Source organism: Flavobacterium sp. GSA192, from assembly GCF_006386525.1.
GTDB lineage: Bacteria > Bacteroidota > Bacteroidia > Flavobacteriales > Flavobacteriaceae > Flavobacterium > Flavobacterium commune.
Map to the genome: position 1 here is coordinate 157,581 of NZ_VAHC01000001.1, position 16,763 is coordinate 174,343.

Sequence of the window (16,763 nt, forward strand, 5' to 3'; positions counted from 1 at the left end):
TGTATGTGGGAAAAATCAGTTTTGTGAGATTCTTTATAGCTTTATTAATTGTAATTCGATGTTCAATTTTACATCTTCGCCTACTAAAACACCACCGGTTTCAAGAGCAGAGTTCCAGTTCAATCCCCATTCTTTACGGTTTATTTTACCGGAAATATTCAATCCTGCTTTAGTGTTTCCCCAAGGGTCTTTCATTAATCCGCTGAATTCGGTAGGAAGTGTAACCGTTTTTGTTACTCCTCTCAGACTCAAATCTCCAGTTAATTCATAATCATCACCATTTTTAGTAAAAGAAGAGGCTTTGAAAGTGAGTTTAGGGAAGTTTTCGGCATCAAAAAAGTCTCCACTTTTTAAATGATTGTCCCTGTCAGTATTATTGGTATTAATCGAATCGATATTTGCAGAGAATTCGATATTGGCATTTTCAAAGTTGTCGTCTTCGGTGGAAATATTCGCTTCATAGTCGCTAAAATTTCCAGAAACATTAGTGAACATCATGTGTTTTACTTTAAATCCAATTTCTGAGTGTGTCGAGTCAATTGCCCATTTTGTAGTTGCCATAATTTTATTTTTTTAAATTGTTGTTTTATTTTGATAAGGCAAATTTATGGCAACTATACAGGCGTGTCACTTAACCTAGATTAAGAAATAAAAACCGGATATTAACTTTCAAATTTATGCTGTCTCTTCGTATAAAGAGAGGATTGGTAAGCCAAAATTTTCGTTAGCAGTGGCGTTTTCATTTTTGAGTTTAATTTTTTTAGGTTTTCTGGTTTCGATTAAAAGATTGATGTTGTTTTTTACGATGGCTTCATTTATTAAGGATTCTAAATCTTCAGGGTCTTGGTTGTTAATAATTGTGGCTTTATTTATGATTTTAATATCAAAACGTTCCGGAATTAATTCATGCAAATCTTCAATTTGAAGTTTGGGTTTTGTTTTTACAAGATACATCGCTGTAGTTAAATTGTACTCTTCGCAATTTGAATTTAGATGTAAAATAGGGCATTTGCAATTACTCAGTATCTGAACAAACTGATTGTGAGTTTTTCTTTCGTCTTTTCTGTACGAAGGGCTAAGGATAGTTAATTCGATTTCAAGGTGTTGGATTAAATTTCGCATCAATGGGGCTGAAATTCCGTATTGATAGTGGATTTTAAGATTGCAGTTTTGAGAAATAGTAATTAATTCTCTACAGTATTCCAATACTTTTTTTTGTGATGCCGTCATTTCGCTTTTCATGCTTCTTAAAAATGTTGTCGAAGAATAGCTATCCGGGATTTCTTCGACTAGGACCAGAAACAGGGTGCATTTTTTACCCTTAGATTGTTGAATGGCTATTTTAACAGCATTTATGGTGTCCGGTTCTAATGTTGAAGGTATTAATACGTTTTTCATGTATGTATTGTTTAGATGATACATACAAAAGAAGTTATCGAAAATTAAAAACAGCTTGGATTAAAATTAGAATTCCCTAAGATTCCGGATTAGAATTCCTAATGTTCGTTTTTTTCAAAGGTGATGTTTACAACAGTTCCTTTTCCTGTTTCCGATTGAATTTGAAGTTCTCCGTTGTGCATTCGGATGATTTTCATTGCCAATGGTAAACCAAGTCCGTAACCGTTGTATTTAGAAGCAATTTTACCCCTAAAAAAAGGTTCGTACAAATAAGGAATATCTTCAGGTGGTATTCCAATTCCTATATCAGTAATGGCAATTTTGATTTTAGCATCGTCAACAGAAAGATTCACAAAGACCTCGTCGTTATCAGAATATTTTACAGCATTTGAAATGATATTATTCAAGGCTAATTCCAGCAAAGGTCTGTTGCAGGGGATGGTTAACAGCGATTCGTCTTCCGGAATTGCTTTAATTTTAATATTGACACGATTGTTAGGGAAAAGAGTATCTATCGATGCTTTTACTTCCAGCAGTATTTCATCAATTCGGGCCATATCCAGTACTTGTTTGGTACCATCATAGCCTGTTTGGGTTAGTTTTAAAAGGCTTTCGGTAAGATTGCCTAATTTTGAAGCCTGTTTATTGATGTTTTCTAACGAATAAATGTATTCTTCGGTAGCTCTTTCTTTCAGGAGCATAATTTCGGTTTCGGCAATAATGGTGGTTATTGGCGTTTTTAATTCATGCGAAGCATTGTTGATAAAATTAGCCTGAATTTCAAATGAAGTTTCTAATCGATCCAGCATGTCGTTGAAGGTTTTGGTAAGATCGCTAATCTCATCTTTTCCGTCAGTATCGGCTAATCTATTATGAAGATTTGATGCACTGATTCGGTGTACTTCTTTGGTAATTAATGCGATAGGGTTGATTACTCTTCGGGCTAAAAACTGACCAAAAAAGTAGGCCAGAATAATAAAGCCAATTCCTCCAAAGATTAGAATTTGCAAAATATAAATGGTACTGGTATTTCCCCGACGGTCTTTGGCAGTGACAATTACAATGTGTTTTTGTCCTTCTTCGCCAAAAATTTGTCCATAATAATAGCGGTAATCTTCTTCAAACCAGCTCGATCCTTTTTTCATGATCTCTTTGTAGAATTCCGGAGGAAGATGTAAATCGGTGTTGTATTCAAAGGTATTTTTTCCTTTTACAGACAGAATGTATTCTTTTTCTTCGATAAGTTCTTCCAGTCCGCTTTTTTTGAATTCTTTAAAATAATTTTTCTTCTCCAGATTTTTTTGAGAATGAGCTGATGAAGCAATTTTGGCGCGATCCTGAAGTCTTTTTATAAAATAATATTCATTGTTTTGTTTGAATAGAGAAAAAATGACAATGCACAAAAGCGAGGTGCTAAAACAAGATAGCGCAATGTAAGTGATGGTTATTTTTTTTCTAATTTGCATAAATTATGGTTTTATAATGTAACCCAATCCTTTGATAGTGTGGATTAATTTGTTTTGATAAGGTTTGTCAATTTTGTTCCGAAGATAATTGATATAAACATCAACTACATTAGTATTCATGTCAAAATTAATATCCCAAACATTGTCTAATATTTTTTCTCTGGACAAGATGGTTTGAGAGTTGCTGGCCAGATAGTATAATAGTTTGAATTCTTTAGCGGTTAGCTGAATAAGTTCTCCATTTCGTTTGACTGATTTGGCTCTTCTGTCAATTTCCAAATCATCAATCTGAATCAGGTCATTGGGTCTGTGTTCCTGATTTGATCTTCTTGCCAGGGCTGCAATTCGGGCTTCTAATTCCGAAAATTTAAAAGGTTTTGCCAGATAATCATCAGCTCCGGAATTCAGTCCGGTAACAATGTTTTCGGTAGTTCCCAGAGCGGTTAAGAGTAAGATGGGGACAAAGTTTTTAGCGGCTCTTAGTCGTCTGCAAATTTCAATTCCGTTAATATCCGGGAGCATGATGTCGAGAATAATCACATCAAAATTGTGATTCAAAATCATTTCAAGTCCTGTTGTACCATCAAGTGCTACGCTTACTTCGTTGTTTTTTTCAGAAAGTCCTTTTCGAATAATCGATAAAAGATGGGGTTCGTCTTCAACAATAAGTAGTTTCATAAATGATTTTTTAATTCTTTTTTCAAAAATAGAGATTGTCTTCTTAAAATTTTGCAAAATAATGACGAATCTTCTGTTTTATTAAATTGTAGCTTTTGTTAAAAAAAAAGAAAGCGCTGCAAACTGCAACGCTCTCTGATAGGGTTTGAATTATTTTTTTAAAGTTCGATAGATTGAATAATTTCAAGCAAATCGCTTTTTAGTTTTTCATTTGTAATTCCTTCATTTGCATTAAAATTATCATTGAAACTTGGTAGTGAAAAACTTCCTTTAACATCAGCTCCTTGAAAAGGAAAACGATTTTTTGCAATTTCTAAAACAGTAAGTCCTCCTCTAGGTCCCGGAGAAGTAGCTAAGATTAGCGTTTGCTTTTCTTGAAAGAACTTAGGGTTTATTCGTGAAGTCCAGTCAAAAATATTTTTAAAAGCGGTTGAATAAGCTCCGTTATGTTCGGCAAGTGATACAATTACCAAATCAGCAGTTCCTATTTTATTGAAAAAGTCTTTTGCTAATTCGGGAATGCCATTTTTAGATTCTTTATCTAAAGAAAAAATAGGCATTTCATAATCGTTTAAGTCTAAAACTTCTACATCAGTATTTTCAAATTGTGATGCAGCATAAGTGGCTAATTGTTTATTGATAGAATTTGTACTTGAAGATGCGCCAAAGGCAATAATTTTTTTAGTCATTATTTCTTGTTTAAAAAGTAGGTTAAAGCTCCCGAAGGACATTTATTTACGGTATCGATAATTTTTTCTGTTGTTGAAGACTCCGGTTTTATCCAGGGCTTTTCTTTAGGCTGAAATACATCCGGATTATTCCGAACGCAATTAGCCGAATGGATACACTTAGCCGATTGCCATACAATGGTAACTTCACCATTGGTATATTCTTTTGTTAGCTCTTTTGGATTCATAATTACAGCATTGTGTTAATAGTTATTTTTCCTTTTAAGATTTTAGAAACGGGGCATTTGTCAGCAATTAGTAGTAATCGTTCTTTTTGTTCTGTGGTTATATTAGTAGAAAAAGAAATTTGTCTTGAAAAAATAGTTTCAAATTCGCCATCTAATTCCTGAGTAGCATTCACTGTGATATTAATTTCGGGAATATCCCAGCCTTTTCGGTCAATGTACATTCGCAAAGTAGCCAAGGTACAGCCCGCTAAAGATGCTAAAAGAGCTGAAAAAGGATCCGGTCCTAAATCTTTTCCTCCGTTGCTTTCGGGTTCATCCATAATTAGTTGACCGTTGCGCCACGAAATAGTGCACAAATATTTTTGAGAACCTATTGTTCCAACAATGTCTTTTTCTAGTAAGTTTCCCATTTTTAAATTATTTTTTTTAAGTCAATTTACAAAACATCACTAAATTCGGGTGTTTTATCGAAAACCTTTTTTGCAAAAGGACACAGAGGAAGAATTTTTAACTCTTTTTCTCGGGCAAATAAAACGGCTTTTTCAACCATTTTCTTTCCAAAGTTTTTACCGTTGTGTCCCGGATTTACTTCGGTGTGGTCTATAATGATTTTATGAGGTCCTGCAAAAACAAAGGTCATTTTTGCCTCTGTTTTACCATCGATTTTTACATAAAAATAACCTTTCTTTTCGTTGTATTCCAGTCCTATAATTTCATTCATAACTTTAGTATTAGTATTTCATTGGAATTTCCATTACTAAAAATTTAGCAGCAGTAGTTGCTTTGATTTCAATTTCGGCAGTCTCCCAAATTCCTAAAGCGTCTCTGGTGTCTAATTGATGTCCGTTAACTTCGATTTCTCCTTCGATATTCATGATGTAGAAACCGTTTCCTTCTTTTTTTTGAGCTAATTTTTTTGAGAAATCTTTATCAAAATCGCTTAAATAAAACCAGGCATCCTGATGAATCCATACACCGGCATCGTCCGGATTTGGAGATAATATTTGAGCAAAATCATTTTTTTCTAATGATTTGTCCAGAGTTATTTGTTGGTAGCGAGGAGTTACATTTCTGGTTTTAGGAAACAACCAAATTTGGAATAATTTAGTTCTTAAATCTGCATTTGGGTTAAATTCACTGTGTTGAATTCCGGTTCCGGCACTCATTACCTGTACATCACCTGTTTTGATGGTTGCTGCATTTCCCATGCTGTCTTTGTGTGCTAAATCACCTTCAAGTGGAATAGTAATAATTTCCATATTATCGTGAGGATGTGTTCCAAAACCCATTCCCGGAGCAACGGTGTCATCATTCAATACACGAAGTGCTCCAAACTGTACTCTGTCCGGATTGTACCAGCTAGCGAAACTAAAACTGTGGTAAGCGTTTAACCATCCGTGATCTGCGTGTCCTCTTGTGTATGCTTTGTGAAAAACTGTATTTGCCATGATATTTTATGTTTTTTGATTATTACATTACAAAGGTACATCCGTCGTTAGCGTTTTGCACTTAACCTAGATTAAGAAGTGTTTAGTATTCAGATTTTTTAGTAATCAGAGAAAAAAAATAGTAGTAAAGACTGACCACTAATTAACTGACCACTGCTAACTATTTACGGAGTAACTTGGCTTTCATTTTACTAAAAAACTCCGGTGTTACACCTATATATGAAGCAATTTGTTTTTGTGGTATTTTGTGATTGAGATTTAAGTATCGTTTCAGAAATTTATCATAGCGTTCTTCGGCCGATAAACTCAAATTATCCATTAATCTTTCCTGATTAGCAACTAATGAGTTTTCGGTAAGAATTCTAAAAAAGCGTTCCAGTTTAGGAATTTCGGTATAAAGTTGCTCTTGATTTTCTTTCGAAAGTAAAACCAATTCAGCATCTTCTAAGACTTCGATAAAAAGATTTCCCGGTTTTTGCGAAATTAAACTGTACATATCGCCCATCCACCAGCCTTCGCAGGCAAAACTTAAAACATGTTCGACAATGTTATCATTGATATTGAAACTTCTTAAAATTCCTGAGTTTACAAAATAAGAATGTTTACATACTTGTCCTGAACTAAGCAAAATACTTTTGGCTTTGTAATGATGAATTTCAGTTTTGCTTAAGAAAAGCTCTTTTTCTTCAGCTGTTAGCTGGACGTATTTTTCTATATTGGTTAAAATCAGAGACATTGTTGTTTTTTAAAAAATTGACTCTGCAATATAGCCATTTTGCTTTGTTTGTTCTTTTGTTAATTCGAATAATTCATCAAAACAGAAAAGTTATTAGTAAACTTTTCGAAATAAATCGAAAATCAAAGTTGGTTTAAGCATCCATTTGTTGTAAAGTTAAATTTGCTAAATTTTGCTTTTTTTACAATTGTTTGATTCAAATTGTTATATTCGTATTGAGCAGGGTTCTAGAATAGAATTTTCGTATAAAACAGCAAGGATTTGTAATAATTTAATGTGTATAGAGTTTTTTCGTAATGTCTGAAACAAAAGCAATTAATAATAAAATATTGGTTACAGAGCTTATGATGGGTAATGAAAAAGCATTTAGTACGCTTTTTAATACCTATTGTAATGATGTGTATGCTTATAGTTTAAGTATGCTTAAAAATCAGGCTTTAGCTGAAGAAATTGTCCAGGATGTATTCTTAAATATCTGGTTACACAGAGAGCGACTTAATGCTGATTTGTCTTTCAAATCCTATGTGTTTACTATTACGCGTAACCTCACCTTTAACCTTATTAGTAAAGTAGCCAATAGCCACAAGCTTAAGGAAGAAGTATTTTATGTAAGCCAAAAATCCTATAGTCCAATTGAAGATATTATTGATGAATCGGATTATGATGCTTTAAAGCAAAAGGCTATTGAACAACTGCCTCCTAAACGCAGAGCTATTTTTGAAATGTCCCGTAATGAAGAAATGAGTTACGAGGAAATAAGCCAGAAATTAAATATTTCGGTTAGTACTGTAAAAGGTCAAATGAGTAAGGCTTTAGCCGATATTAGAAATTTTTTAGAAACACATGGCGATGTTACACTTCTAATAACGCTTCTTTCATCCCGTTGGCTGGAATAATGATTCGTTGATTATTATCTTTTCTTTCTTTTGCATTTTCTATTTCTTTTTATTTCGCTTTGTTTTATTATTATTTTTCTATTTTTCGAAAAAAATAATAATACTGAGTAGTACTTTTCATTTTCTCATCTGTATTATATATAAGAAAGTATATTATGCAACACGATAGCCATATTCAAAATTTATTAAAAAAGTTCATTCTGAATCAATGTTCCCAGCAAGAAGTTGATGAAGTGGTGCGCTACATTCAGAATTTAACCGAATCTAGCGGACTACCAACTGTAGAAGAAGTATTGGCAATTTTAGATGAAAAGCCAATGTTGACTGAACTTGATGCTATGCGCATTCGGGATAAAATATTAGCTACTCCTCAAAAAGAACAAGATTTGCTATCAAAAAGAAAATACCATTTTATGAAATACGCGGCTGCCGCTGTTTTTATAGGTGTTTTAGCTACGGCTTATTTTTTCAAGGATGTTCTTTTGAACCAACAAGTTCAAACTACTCCGGCAATTGTGAAACAGGCTGTAAAAGACCTTGAACCGGGTACAGATAAGGCGGTGTTAACGTTAGCCAACGGTTCGCAAGTGGTTTTAGCCAACGGGGCTTCGGTGAAAACCCAAAATGCCAAAAGTAACGGAGAGGAAATTATTTATGAAGCTAAAAAAGGCGATGCCGCCAAGTTGGTCTATAATTATTTAACAATTCCCAGAGGAGGTAAATTCGTTATTAAATTGTCTGACGGCACTGAGGTGTGGTTGAATTCTGAAACTAAATTAAAATTCCCGGTAGCTTTTATTGAAGGACAAACCAGAAAAGTAGAATTGGTTTACGGAGAAGCCTATTTTGATGTTTCACCTAGTACAAAACATAAAGGGGCCCATTTCAAAGTGCTTAACAATAAACAGGAAATAGATGTTATAGGAACCGAATTTAATATCAAAGCATATAAAGATGAAACCAGTATTTATACAACTCTGGTTGAGGGTAAGGTAGATGTAAATATTGGAAACAGAAAACAAAGATTAATGCCTAACCAGCAATTAAGTTTAAATATCGCAACCAGTAATTCGCTTATAAAAAATATAGATGTTTATAACGAAATAGCATGGAAAGAAGGGGTTTTTAGTTTCGAAAATATAACACTTAAGGATATGATGAAAGTTTTATCACGCTGGTATGATTTTGATGTTGTATTTAAAAATAAAGCCATCGAAAATGAGATTTTTGATGGTGTTATAAGGAAAACCCAAAGCCTGGACGAGATTTTGAAGAGTATTAAGAATTTTAAAATTATAAAAAACTATGAAATAAAAAATAAACAAGTAACCCTGGAATAAAAAAACGGGAGGAGTTATAACCCTCTTTTACTTCATCCCGACTATTTAAATTGATTTAGCTATTGTATAACCAACCAAAACCAACCAAAAATTATGGAAATTAAAGTACGTAATGTCTTTGTTCTCGTTAGAGAAAGGCTAATTAAAACTGCTATGAGAGCGTTTATCTTTTTATGGTGTACCAATGTTTTTTGCCTCAATGTAAGTAAGATATTTGCACAAGCGAATGTAACTATTGAAAAAGATCAATCGGTAACCATTTATCAGGTATTTAAAATCATCAAGCAACAGACTGATTTGAATTTTGTTTATCCCAGAAAGGTTTTTAAAGACATCCCGGATATTGAATTAAAAAAAGGGACAATTGCAGTAACTAAATTACTAGGACAATGCCTTTCTAAAAATAATCTCAATTTTGAGTTAACAGATGATAATACCATCTTAATTAAAGAAAAAGCTGTAGTTGTAATTAATGAAGTACAGCAAAAAACAATAAACGGGAAAATTACTGACGCTTCAGGACAACCTATTCCGGGAGTAAATATTGTTGAAAAAGGAACTACAAATGGAGTTCAAACGGATTTTGATGGTAAGTTTTCATTAAAACTAAAAAGCGACAAAGCGATATTAGTAGTTTCTTTTATTGGCTTTACAACAAAAGAAATTTCAGTAGGCGGACAAACTAATCTTACTATTAAATTAGAAGAAGATTCAGCTAAACTGGAAGAAGTAGTAGTTGTGGGTTACGGTTCTGTTAAGAAAAAAGATTTGACAGGAGCAATCGTTTCTGTTGGTGCAGAAAAATTGGAAGGCAGGTCGAATTCTAACGTGCTTCAATCGCTGGCAGGTCAGGCTACCGGTGTACAAATTACACAATCCCAAGGTGCTCCTGGTCTTGCCCCAACTGTAAAAGTACGTGGTGCTTCTTCGATAAACGCAGGAACTACTCCGCTTTATGTTATTGATGGTATTCCGTTGGAAGACAGTTCAACAAATTCAACGGATACAGGAATTACTACAGCCAGTAACTTAAGTTTTAACCGAAATCCATTGAATTTTATCAACCCTAACGATATTGAGTCGATTGATATTTTGAAAGACGCATCTTCAGCAGCTATTTATGGTTCCAGAGGGGCAAATGGTGTTGTTATTATTACTACCAAGCAAGGAAAAGCGGGTAAAACTAAAATTGATGCAACTCTGGAAACTGGTTTTTCGCGTGTTAACCGTAAAACTGATTTGATGAATGCCTCAGAATTCATTGCTTTCAATACGGCAGCAAGAAATAATTCATGGGCTACAATTGTTGCTGCAAAACCATTGGCTGTAAGAGGGAATGATACAAAAGTTCCTGTAGAATTCTCTGATCAGGCTTGGCTTGACCGAATTGGTAACGGAACGGACTGGCAGGATGTGGTATTTAGAACTGCAAGAAATAATAATTTCCAATTATCGGCTTCCGGTGGTAATGAGAAAACACAATTTATGGTGTCAATGGGGTATTTGGATTCAGAAGGTGTTGTTGACAGAAATACTTACGAGCGAATTAATTTAAGATCTAATATTAAGCATAAGTTTAATGATAAAGTTCGCATGGGAATGAATATTGGTCTTAGCCGTGCCAATGAAGCGCCTTACGGTACAGGTGGAAAAAGTGACGTGGTGAGTTTGGCTTTACAAAGTGATCCATTTTTTCCGCTTTATGTTGAAACCGGAAGTTTAGGTTTTAAAGACCCTGCTTCAATTTGGAATACATTTGCGAAATATGGTTTCCAACTTTGGCATCCTTATTCATTAACAAGAGAAGCAACTGCTAAAAAAGTAACAAATGTAGCTACAATCACTTCTTTCTTAGAATGGGATATTGTTAAAGATTTAACTTTTAAAACTTCCGGAAGTTCTAATATTGAAAATACAGTTCATAATTTTTATTGGAATGCAGGTCAAAACTGGGGTTACTCCGGATGGGTACCCGCTCAGGCTGATTTCAAAACGTTACAATCCAATAACTGGATTTTAGAAAATACACTGACTTATAATAAGACATTTAATGAGGCTCATACTTTAAATTTATTGGCGGGTTATTCTGCTCAGGAACAAGCTACAGATTTGAGTAGTATGACAGCCGGTAATTTTCCAAATGATTTAGTACATACTTTAAATGCGGGTGTGGTGAATGCCGGAAACACTTTTTCAGAAGAGTGGTCGTTAGTTTCTTATTTGGCTCGTGCCAATTATTCTTATAAAGGTAAATATCTGGCATCTGCGGCAATTAGAGCCGATGGTTCTTCTCGTTTTGGAGCCAATAATAAATGGGGTTATTTCCCTTCAGGATCACTTGCCTGGCGTATTTCTGAAGAAGCTTTCTTAAAAGATATTTCCTGGATAAGTAACCTGAAAGTGAGATTGAGTTATGGGGCAACAGGTAACAATTCGATTCCAAATTATGGATCGATTGGAACATTAGGGTATAGTCCTTATGTAAGTTCCGGAACTGTGAACCAAGGGATTTATACCTCAAATTTTGCTGATAAAAATTTGAAATGGGAAAAAACAGGTCAAACTAACTTTGGTGTTGATTTCAGTGTTTTTAATGGACGTGTGAAATTTACAGGAGATATTTATTATTCTAAAACAAAAGATTTATTATTGAATGTACCTATTCCAATTCTTTCCGGTTTCTCTTCTACTTTGACTAATATTGGAGAGCTTGAAAACAGAGGAATTGAACTTAATCTGAGCACACAAAATATCGACAGCGAATTCAAGTGGAGTACTGATTTTAATATTTCTGCCAATAGAAATAAAGTGTTGAAACTGGGTGCTAACGATGCTCCGATAGATATTAATATTAGTAGTATGACATCGCGTACAGCGGTAGGACAACCAATAGGAATGTATTATGGTTATGTTATTGATGGTGTGATTATGTCGCAAGCAGAATTAGATAGTAATGCTTATCCGGTATGGACAGGCAGTGAAGCGGGAGATCCAAAGGTAAGAGATGTTAATAAAGACGGTAAGATTGATTCTAATGACCGTACCTATTTAGGAAATTACCAACCTAATTTTCAATGGGGAATGACCAACAATTTCTCTTACGCAGGATTTGAACTTTCAGTTTTGTTGCGCGGTTCTCAAGGTGGAGAAATTCTGAACCATAATGCCAGATACCTAAAATCAGGTGTTGGTGGAGGTAACCGTAATATGTATGCTGTGGTAAATAATTACTGGAAATCGGATGCTGAGCCTGGAAACGGAATGATTCCTAAGCCTCGTATGTTACCAACTACTGTTCGTGATTTTGGATCCAGTTATTGGGTTGAAGACGGTTCGTTTGTTCGTATCCAAAACATTCGTATGGGCTATAATTTACCAAAAAGATTAGTAGATAAGATGAAATTAAGTAACATAAAGTTATATGTGAATTTAGAAAATGTACATGTATTCTCTGATTACTTAGGTTATGATCCGGAAGGAAGTACATATCAATCAGGTGTATTGGTAGGCTTTGATTATGGTGCTTATCCAAATCCTTTTACAGCTACTGCCGGATTAAATATTAGTTTTTAACATCGGGATCAATCATTTAAAACTTAAGAAAATGAAAAAAATATATATCATCCTTTTTTGCAACTTATTCCTATTGGGATGTAGTTCCGATTTTTTAGATAAAGCGCCTATCTCAAATGCTAACGAAGCAGAGTTCTATAAATCTCAAAAAGATATTGAAACAGCGATGTGGTCTGCTTATAATTCGCTTTATACCTTGTACGGACCTGAAAGTTTGCCGTCGTTCTATGGTGAGTTAATGTCTGATAATGCCTATAGTGATAATGCTGCCGGAAGAATACAGGACTATGAAAGCTTTGAGTTGCATACCATGACCATCGATAATGAGTTGGTTTTCAATTTTTGGAATAATTATTATAAGGCAATCTATGTTGTAAATAATATTATTGCCAGTGCTGAAAAACTGGATTTTGCCAGTAGAGATGCTTTAATTGGCGAAGCCAAGTTTTTACGTGCTTTGTATTATTTTGATATGGTTCGTGCCTGGGGCGATGTGCCATTGGTTACAACTCCGCTAAGTATTGCTAATGCTTATGCACAAGGACGTACACCAAAGGAGCAGGTTTATGCTCAAATTGTTGCCGATTTAGACTTCGCAGCAGCCAAATTACCGGTAAAAACAAGTCAGCGTTTTGTAGGTGCTGCCAGCCAGGAAGCGGCTAATACTTTATTGGGTAAGGTGTATTTAACTATGGGGAATAAACCCAAAGCTGCTGAAACTTTGTTGAAAGTGTATGGCAAGTTTACTCTGGTGCCTTATGCTGATTTATGGAATTTAACTAAGAAAAATGGAGCTTCGTCTATTTTTGAGATTCAATACAAAGGTGGTGTATCCAGTCCGTACAGTTTGTATTGGGCTATGTTTTCACCGGTTGATAATCGCGTGGTTACAGCCTGGGGAGGAGGATTTAATCAAATTACCGATGACTTATGGAATGCCTATGAAACGGGTGACCCAAGGAGAGATATTTCTATTCAAAACGGTTACACAACAGCTAATAATTCTTTTGTTGACGTAAAATTCCCAATTAAATGGAAAGATGCAGCTGCACCTGTTGCCGGTTTAAGAGAAGCATCAAACAATAACTTTATTGTTCTTCGTTATGCAGATGTTCTTTTAATGCTGACCGAAGCAACTTCGGATCCAAAATACCTGAACGAAGTTCGTGCCCGTGTTAACTTACCACTTTATGGAAGTGTGGGTTATCCGGCTCAGTACAATACGATTGAGTTAGCTTTAGAACATGAAAGGCAGGTAGAATTTGCCTGTGAATTTCACCGTTGGTTTGATTTAATAAGAACCGGAAGAGCAATTACTGTGATTAAAAATAGTGATAAAAATATAACTATTACAGAAGAAGAATTGTTGTTGCCTATTCCGTTTTTAGTAATCAACCAAAATCCGGATGTGATTTCTCAAAATGAGGCTTACAAATAAAAAATTAGTGGTTAGTTAGTGTGTTAGTTTGGTTAGTTGGAAAGACCGCTTGCTTGTTGAATAGACTGGTGAGCGGTCTTTCTTTATTCCAAAGTCTGTTATTCCATCTGTCAGTTCGAGCGCAGTCGAGAACGACTATTACATCTCGACTGCGCTCGATGTGAAAAAAAAGTAGATGAGACTACATTGTTTTGGAGTTCTTTATTAACTCGAATAATTCTTAAACATATAAATCCATAATAGCCTTGATAATCTTATGTTTAATGGTGATAAAGCAATGATTACAGCCATAATAATTGGAATTATTCTTAAATCGAAAGTTTCTTGAAAAAAGAAACTACATATAACGTAAGTTGTAATTCCTTGAGCTACTGTTAATCCATAATTGACATACATAGCTCCAAAAAAATAACCGGGTTCTTTTTTGAATTTATAATGACAATGCGAGCAGTATTCGTTCATTTTTGGAAAACTGAATTTAAAGAAGATACTTTTTTCATTAAAAACTTTTCCTTGTTGACAATGGGGACAATCGTTGTTCAGGATGTGAAGGATTGTATTTGACATGATTTCTAATTTTTATCAAAGGTATTTATTATCAATCTGCTGGCTATTTTCTATATTCGCTTATTCTAGGACAAAAAAGACATTTTTAGGATGAAAAAATATCCCATTTATAGTATTGAACAGTTTAATTGCAATTCAGTAACCAGCGATTTGTATATTAATACGTTTAAAAATCACTTGATCAATCATAGTTTTGTAGAAAAACCACATCGCCATAATTTCTATCTGTTGGTTTTTTTTACCAATGGTTCGGGAATTCATGAGGTCGATTTTGACCGATTTGATATTCGCCCAGGAAGTGTTTTTGTTTTGCAGCCAGGGCAAATGCATCATTGGGTTTTATCCGAAGATATTGAAGGATTTATCGTTTTTTATACAGCCGAAATGTATAATTTGTATTTTGGGAATAAGACTATCGAAGATTATCCGTTTTATTTTTCGGTAAAAAATAGTCCGGAAATTGTATTGGATACAGCCGAAATAAACGCTGTTTTGCCTTATTTCGAAAATTTGATTGCCGAAATGCAAACCAATAAGGTATTGAAACGCGATAAAATAATGAATCTATTGGATATTATTCACATTGAACTCGCTCGTAAGTACAACGAAATTTACATTCACGAAGCGCATTCTTATAATGTAAAAATTAAAAGTCTGGAGCAGCTTTTAGAGACGAAATTTAAAGAAGAAAAATCGGCGGCGTTTTATGCTTCGGCATTGAATGTCAGTTTGAAGCATTTGAACCGCATTTGCAATGAAATTCTAAAAAAAACAACCACCGAAGTAATTGTAGATCGAGTGATGCTGGAAGCCAAACGAATGCTTCTCGACAAAAACTGGACAGTTAACGAAATTGCAATCGAGTTAGGCTATGAAGATTACTCTTATTTTACGCGTTTGTTTAAAAAACACACGAGTGTAACACCCACCGCTTTCCGATTGTTGAAAGACAATTAAGGATTTACAGAGACTAAAGCTGCGGCCTTTACAGCACGTTCTACCACTTCTTCTACATGAGTTTCTAAAGAATCGCTTGTTAAAGCCACGCCCATTCGTCGGTAAGGTCTTGAAGATGGTTTGCCAAAAAACCTGAAATCGGTTTTGGGTAAGGCAGCTATATTTTCTATTCCGCTATAAGTTGGATTCGAACTATTTTCCGAAGCCAGGATTACAGCACTTGCTCCCGTTTTTTCTAAGGTAATTTCGGCAATAGGCAAACTTAAAATCGCTCTGAGGTGCAATTCGAATTCATTGAAATTTTGTGTTCCAGCCAATGTTACCATTCCGGTATCATGTGGGCGAGGCGAGAGTTCAGAGAAATAAACACCATCATCGGCTATGAAAAATTCGACACCAAAAAGTCCAGCGCCACCTAAGGCTTCGGTAACTTTTTCGGCCATGTCCTGGGCTTCGTATAAATCCTTGTCAGAAATCCGGGCGGGTTGCCAGCTTTCCTGATAATCTCCACGTTTTTGTCGGTGGCCAATTGGCGCACAGAATAATGTACGGCGGTTGTTTTGTGTTACGGTCAATAAAGTAATTTCCGAATTGAATTTTACAAAAGCTTCTACAATTACTTCGACCACATCGCCACGCGAACCTGCCACAGCATATTCCCATGCTTTTTCGATGTCATCTTCGGTTTTTATGGTAGATTGTCCTTTTCCTGACGATGACATTAATGGTTTTACAACACAAGGAATTCCAACTTCGAGAACGCCTTTTCGCAGTTCTTCGGCTGTTGTAGCGTAGCGGTATTCGGCCGTTTTTAATCCTAATTCTTTAGAAGCTAAATCCCGAATGGCTTTGCGATTCATCGTAAAGTTGGCCGCCTTAGCCGATGGAACTACGGTAATTCCCTGTTTTTCGTAATCGTAAAAACGTTCGGTTCTAATGGCTTCTATTTCAGGAACGATGAAATCGGGATTGTGTTTTGCTACAATTTTATCTAAAGCGTCGCCATCAAGCATGTTAATCACTTCAAAATCGTGAGCGACTTGCATAGCAGGAGCATTTGGATAACTGTCAACTGCAATTACGGTTTGACCGATGCGTTGTGCAGCGATTACAAATTCTTTACCGAGTTCGCCTGAGCCGAGAAGAAGGATTTTTGCCATTTTATATTTTATTGCGAGGAGTTGCGAGGCACGAAGCAAAGCAATCTCACTACGAGAGTTACTAATGAATAATTAAAAAACAAAAATAGTTTAAAATTTGGAGTATTGCCACTTCAAATTTTAAACTATTTATAGCAATGGCTAGTAGTTTTAAGTGTAAAATAGTAGGGTTAACGAGCCAGTTTGGTAC

At 34.9% G+C, this 16,763-nt stretch carries 17 protein-coding genes; 5 read left to right on the plus strand and 12 right to left on the minus strand.

Annotated elements, in window-relative coordinates; all coding sequences use genetic code 11:
* Window positions 1-33: 33 nt before the first annotated feature.
* From FDM27_RS00750 to FDM27_RS00795, 10 genes are all read right to left on the minus strand, one after another.
* Entirely contained in the window at window positions 34-561 is a 528-nt protein-coding gene (locus FDM27_RS00750) for a YceI family protein (protein WP_140484816.1), read from the minus strand.
* 114 nt (window positions 562-675) lie between these two features.
* On the minus strand, window positions 676-1,398 hold the full coding sequence (locus FDM27_RS00755) for a hypothetical protein (protein ID WP_140484817.1): 723 nt from the start codon (window positions 1,396-1,398) through the stop codon (window positions 676-678).
* Window positions 1,399-1,496: 98 nt separating this feature from the next.
* Window positions 1,497-2,864, minus strand: coding sequence for a sensor histidine kinase (locus tag FDM27_RS00760; RefSeq protein WP_140484818.1), 1,368 nt, complete (start codon window positions 2,862-2,864; stop codon window positions 1,497-1,499).
* A gap of 3 nt (window positions 2,865-2,867) precedes the next feature.
* On the minus strand, window positions 2,868-3,542 hold the full coding sequence (locus tag FDM27_RS00765; RefSeq protein WP_140484819.1) for a response regulator transcription factor: 675 nt from the start codon (window positions 3,540-3,542) through the stop codon (window positions 2,868-2,870).
* Window positions 3,543-3,700: 158 nt separating this feature from the next.
* On the minus strand, window positions 3,701-4,231 hold the full coding sequence (locus FDM27_RS00770) for an NADPH-dependent FMN reductase (protein ID WP_140484820.1): 531 nt from the start codon (window positions 4,229-4,231) through the stop codon (window positions 3,701-3,703).
* Window positions 4,231-4,458: a (4Fe-4S)-binding protein gene (locus FDM27_RS00775; protein ID WP_140484821.1), complete on the minus strand. Its 228-nt coding sequence runs from the start codon at window positions 4,456-4,458 to the stop codon at window positions 4,231-4,233. The genes FDM27_RS00770 and FDM27_RS00775 overlap by 1 nt, the downstream gene beginning before the upstream one ends.
* A 2-nt stretch (window positions 4,459-4,460) precedes the next feature.
* Window positions 4,461-4,868 carry an OsmC family protein gene (locus tag FDM27_RS00780; protein ID WP_140484822.1) on the minus strand — a complete coding sequence of 136 codons (408 nt, stop codon included), beginning with the start codon at window positions 4,866-4,868 and terminating at the stop codon, window positions 4,461-4,463.
* A 26-nt stretch (window positions 4,869-4,894) separates the two neighbouring features.
* Window positions 4,895-5,179, minus strand: coding sequence for a GNAT family N-acetyltransferase (locus FDM27_RS00785; RefSeq protein WP_140484823.1), 285 nt, complete (start codon window positions 5,177-5,179; stop codon window positions 4,895-4,897).
* Window positions 5,180-5,189: 10 nt separating this feature from the next.
* The gene (locus FDM27_RS00790) at window positions 5,190-5,906 is read right to left on the minus strand and encodes a pirin family protein (protein ID WP_140484824.1); all 717 of its coding nucleotides are present in this window, start codon (window positions 5,904-5,906) and stop codon (window positions 5,190-5,192) included.
* A 160-nt stretch (window positions 5,907-6,066) separates the two neighbouring features.
* On the minus strand, window positions 6,067-6,642 hold the full coding sequence (locus FDM27_RS00795) for a Crp/Fnr family transcriptional regulator (RefSeq protein WP_140484825.1): 576 nt from the start codon (window positions 6,640-6,642) through the stop codon (window positions 6,067-6,069).
* A 296-nt stretch (window positions 6,643-6,938) separates the two neighbouring features.
* Between FDM27_RS00795 and FDM27_RS00800 the strand changes: the two genes are divergently transcribed.
* The 4 genes from FDM27_RS00800 to FDM27_RS00815 all read left to right on the plus strand — a co-directional run bounded on the left by FDM27_RS00800 (window position 6,939) and on the right by FDM27_RS00815 (window position 13,889).
* The gene (locus FDM27_RS00800) at window positions 6,939-7,538 is read left to right on the plus strand and encodes an RNA polymerase sigma factor (protein ID WP_071184889.1); all 600 of its coding nucleotides are present in this window, start codon (window positions 6,939-6,941) and stop codon (window positions 7,536-7,538) included.
* 155 nt (window positions 7,539-7,693) lie between these two features.
* Window positions 7,694-8,878, plus strand: coding sequence for a FecR family protein (locus FDM27_RS00805; protein WP_071184890.1), 1,185 nt, complete (start codon window positions 7,694-7,696; stop codon window positions 8,876-8,878).
* A gap of 93 nt (window positions 8,879-8,971) precedes the next feature.
* On the plus strand, window positions 8,972-12,451 hold the full coding sequence (locus tag FDM27_RS00810) for a SusC/RagA family TonB-linked outer membrane protein (RefSeq protein ID WP_140484826.1): 3,480 nt from the start codon (window positions 8,972-8,974) through the stop codon (window positions 12,449-12,451).
* Window positions 12,452-12,482: 31 nt separating this feature from the next.
* Window positions 12,483-13,889 carry a RagB/SusD family nutrient uptake outer membrane protein gene (locus FDM27_RS00815; protein WP_140484827.1) on the plus strand — a complete coding sequence of 469 codons (1,407 nt, stop codon included), beginning with the start codon at window positions 12,483-12,485 and terminating at the stop codon, window positions 13,887-13,889.
* A gap of 204 nt (window positions 13,890-14,093) precedes the next feature.
* Here FDM27_RS00815 and FDM27_RS00820 read toward each other — a convergent pair whose 3' ends face one another.
* A complete protein-coding gene (locus FDM27_RS00820; protein WP_140484828.1) occupies window positions 14,094-14,456 on the minus strand; it encodes a DUF983 domain-containing protein in 363 nt (120 codons plus the stop codon).
* A gap of 90 nt (window positions 14,457-14,546) precedes the next feature.
* Here FDM27_RS00820 and FDM27_RS00825 point away from each other — a divergent pair, with 90 nt between their 5' ends.
* Entirely contained in the window at window positions 14,547-15,413 is an 867-nt protein-coding gene (locus tag FDM27_RS00825) for a helix-turn-helix domain-containing protein (RefSeq protein ID WP_140484829.1), read from the plus strand.
* On the opposite strand, the gene purT is transcribed toward FDM27_RS00825, so the two are convergent.
* Window positions 15,410-16,573 (minus strand): formate-dependent phosphoribosylglycinamide formyltransferase, encoded by a 1,164-nt coding sequence (purT, locus tag FDM27_RS00830; RefSeq protein ID WP_140484830.1) that lies wholly within the window; start codon window positions 16,571-16,573, stop codon window positions 15,410-15,412. The genes FDM27_RS00825 and purT overlap by 4 nt on opposite strands.
* Window positions 16,574-16,763 lie beyond the last annotated feature (190 nt).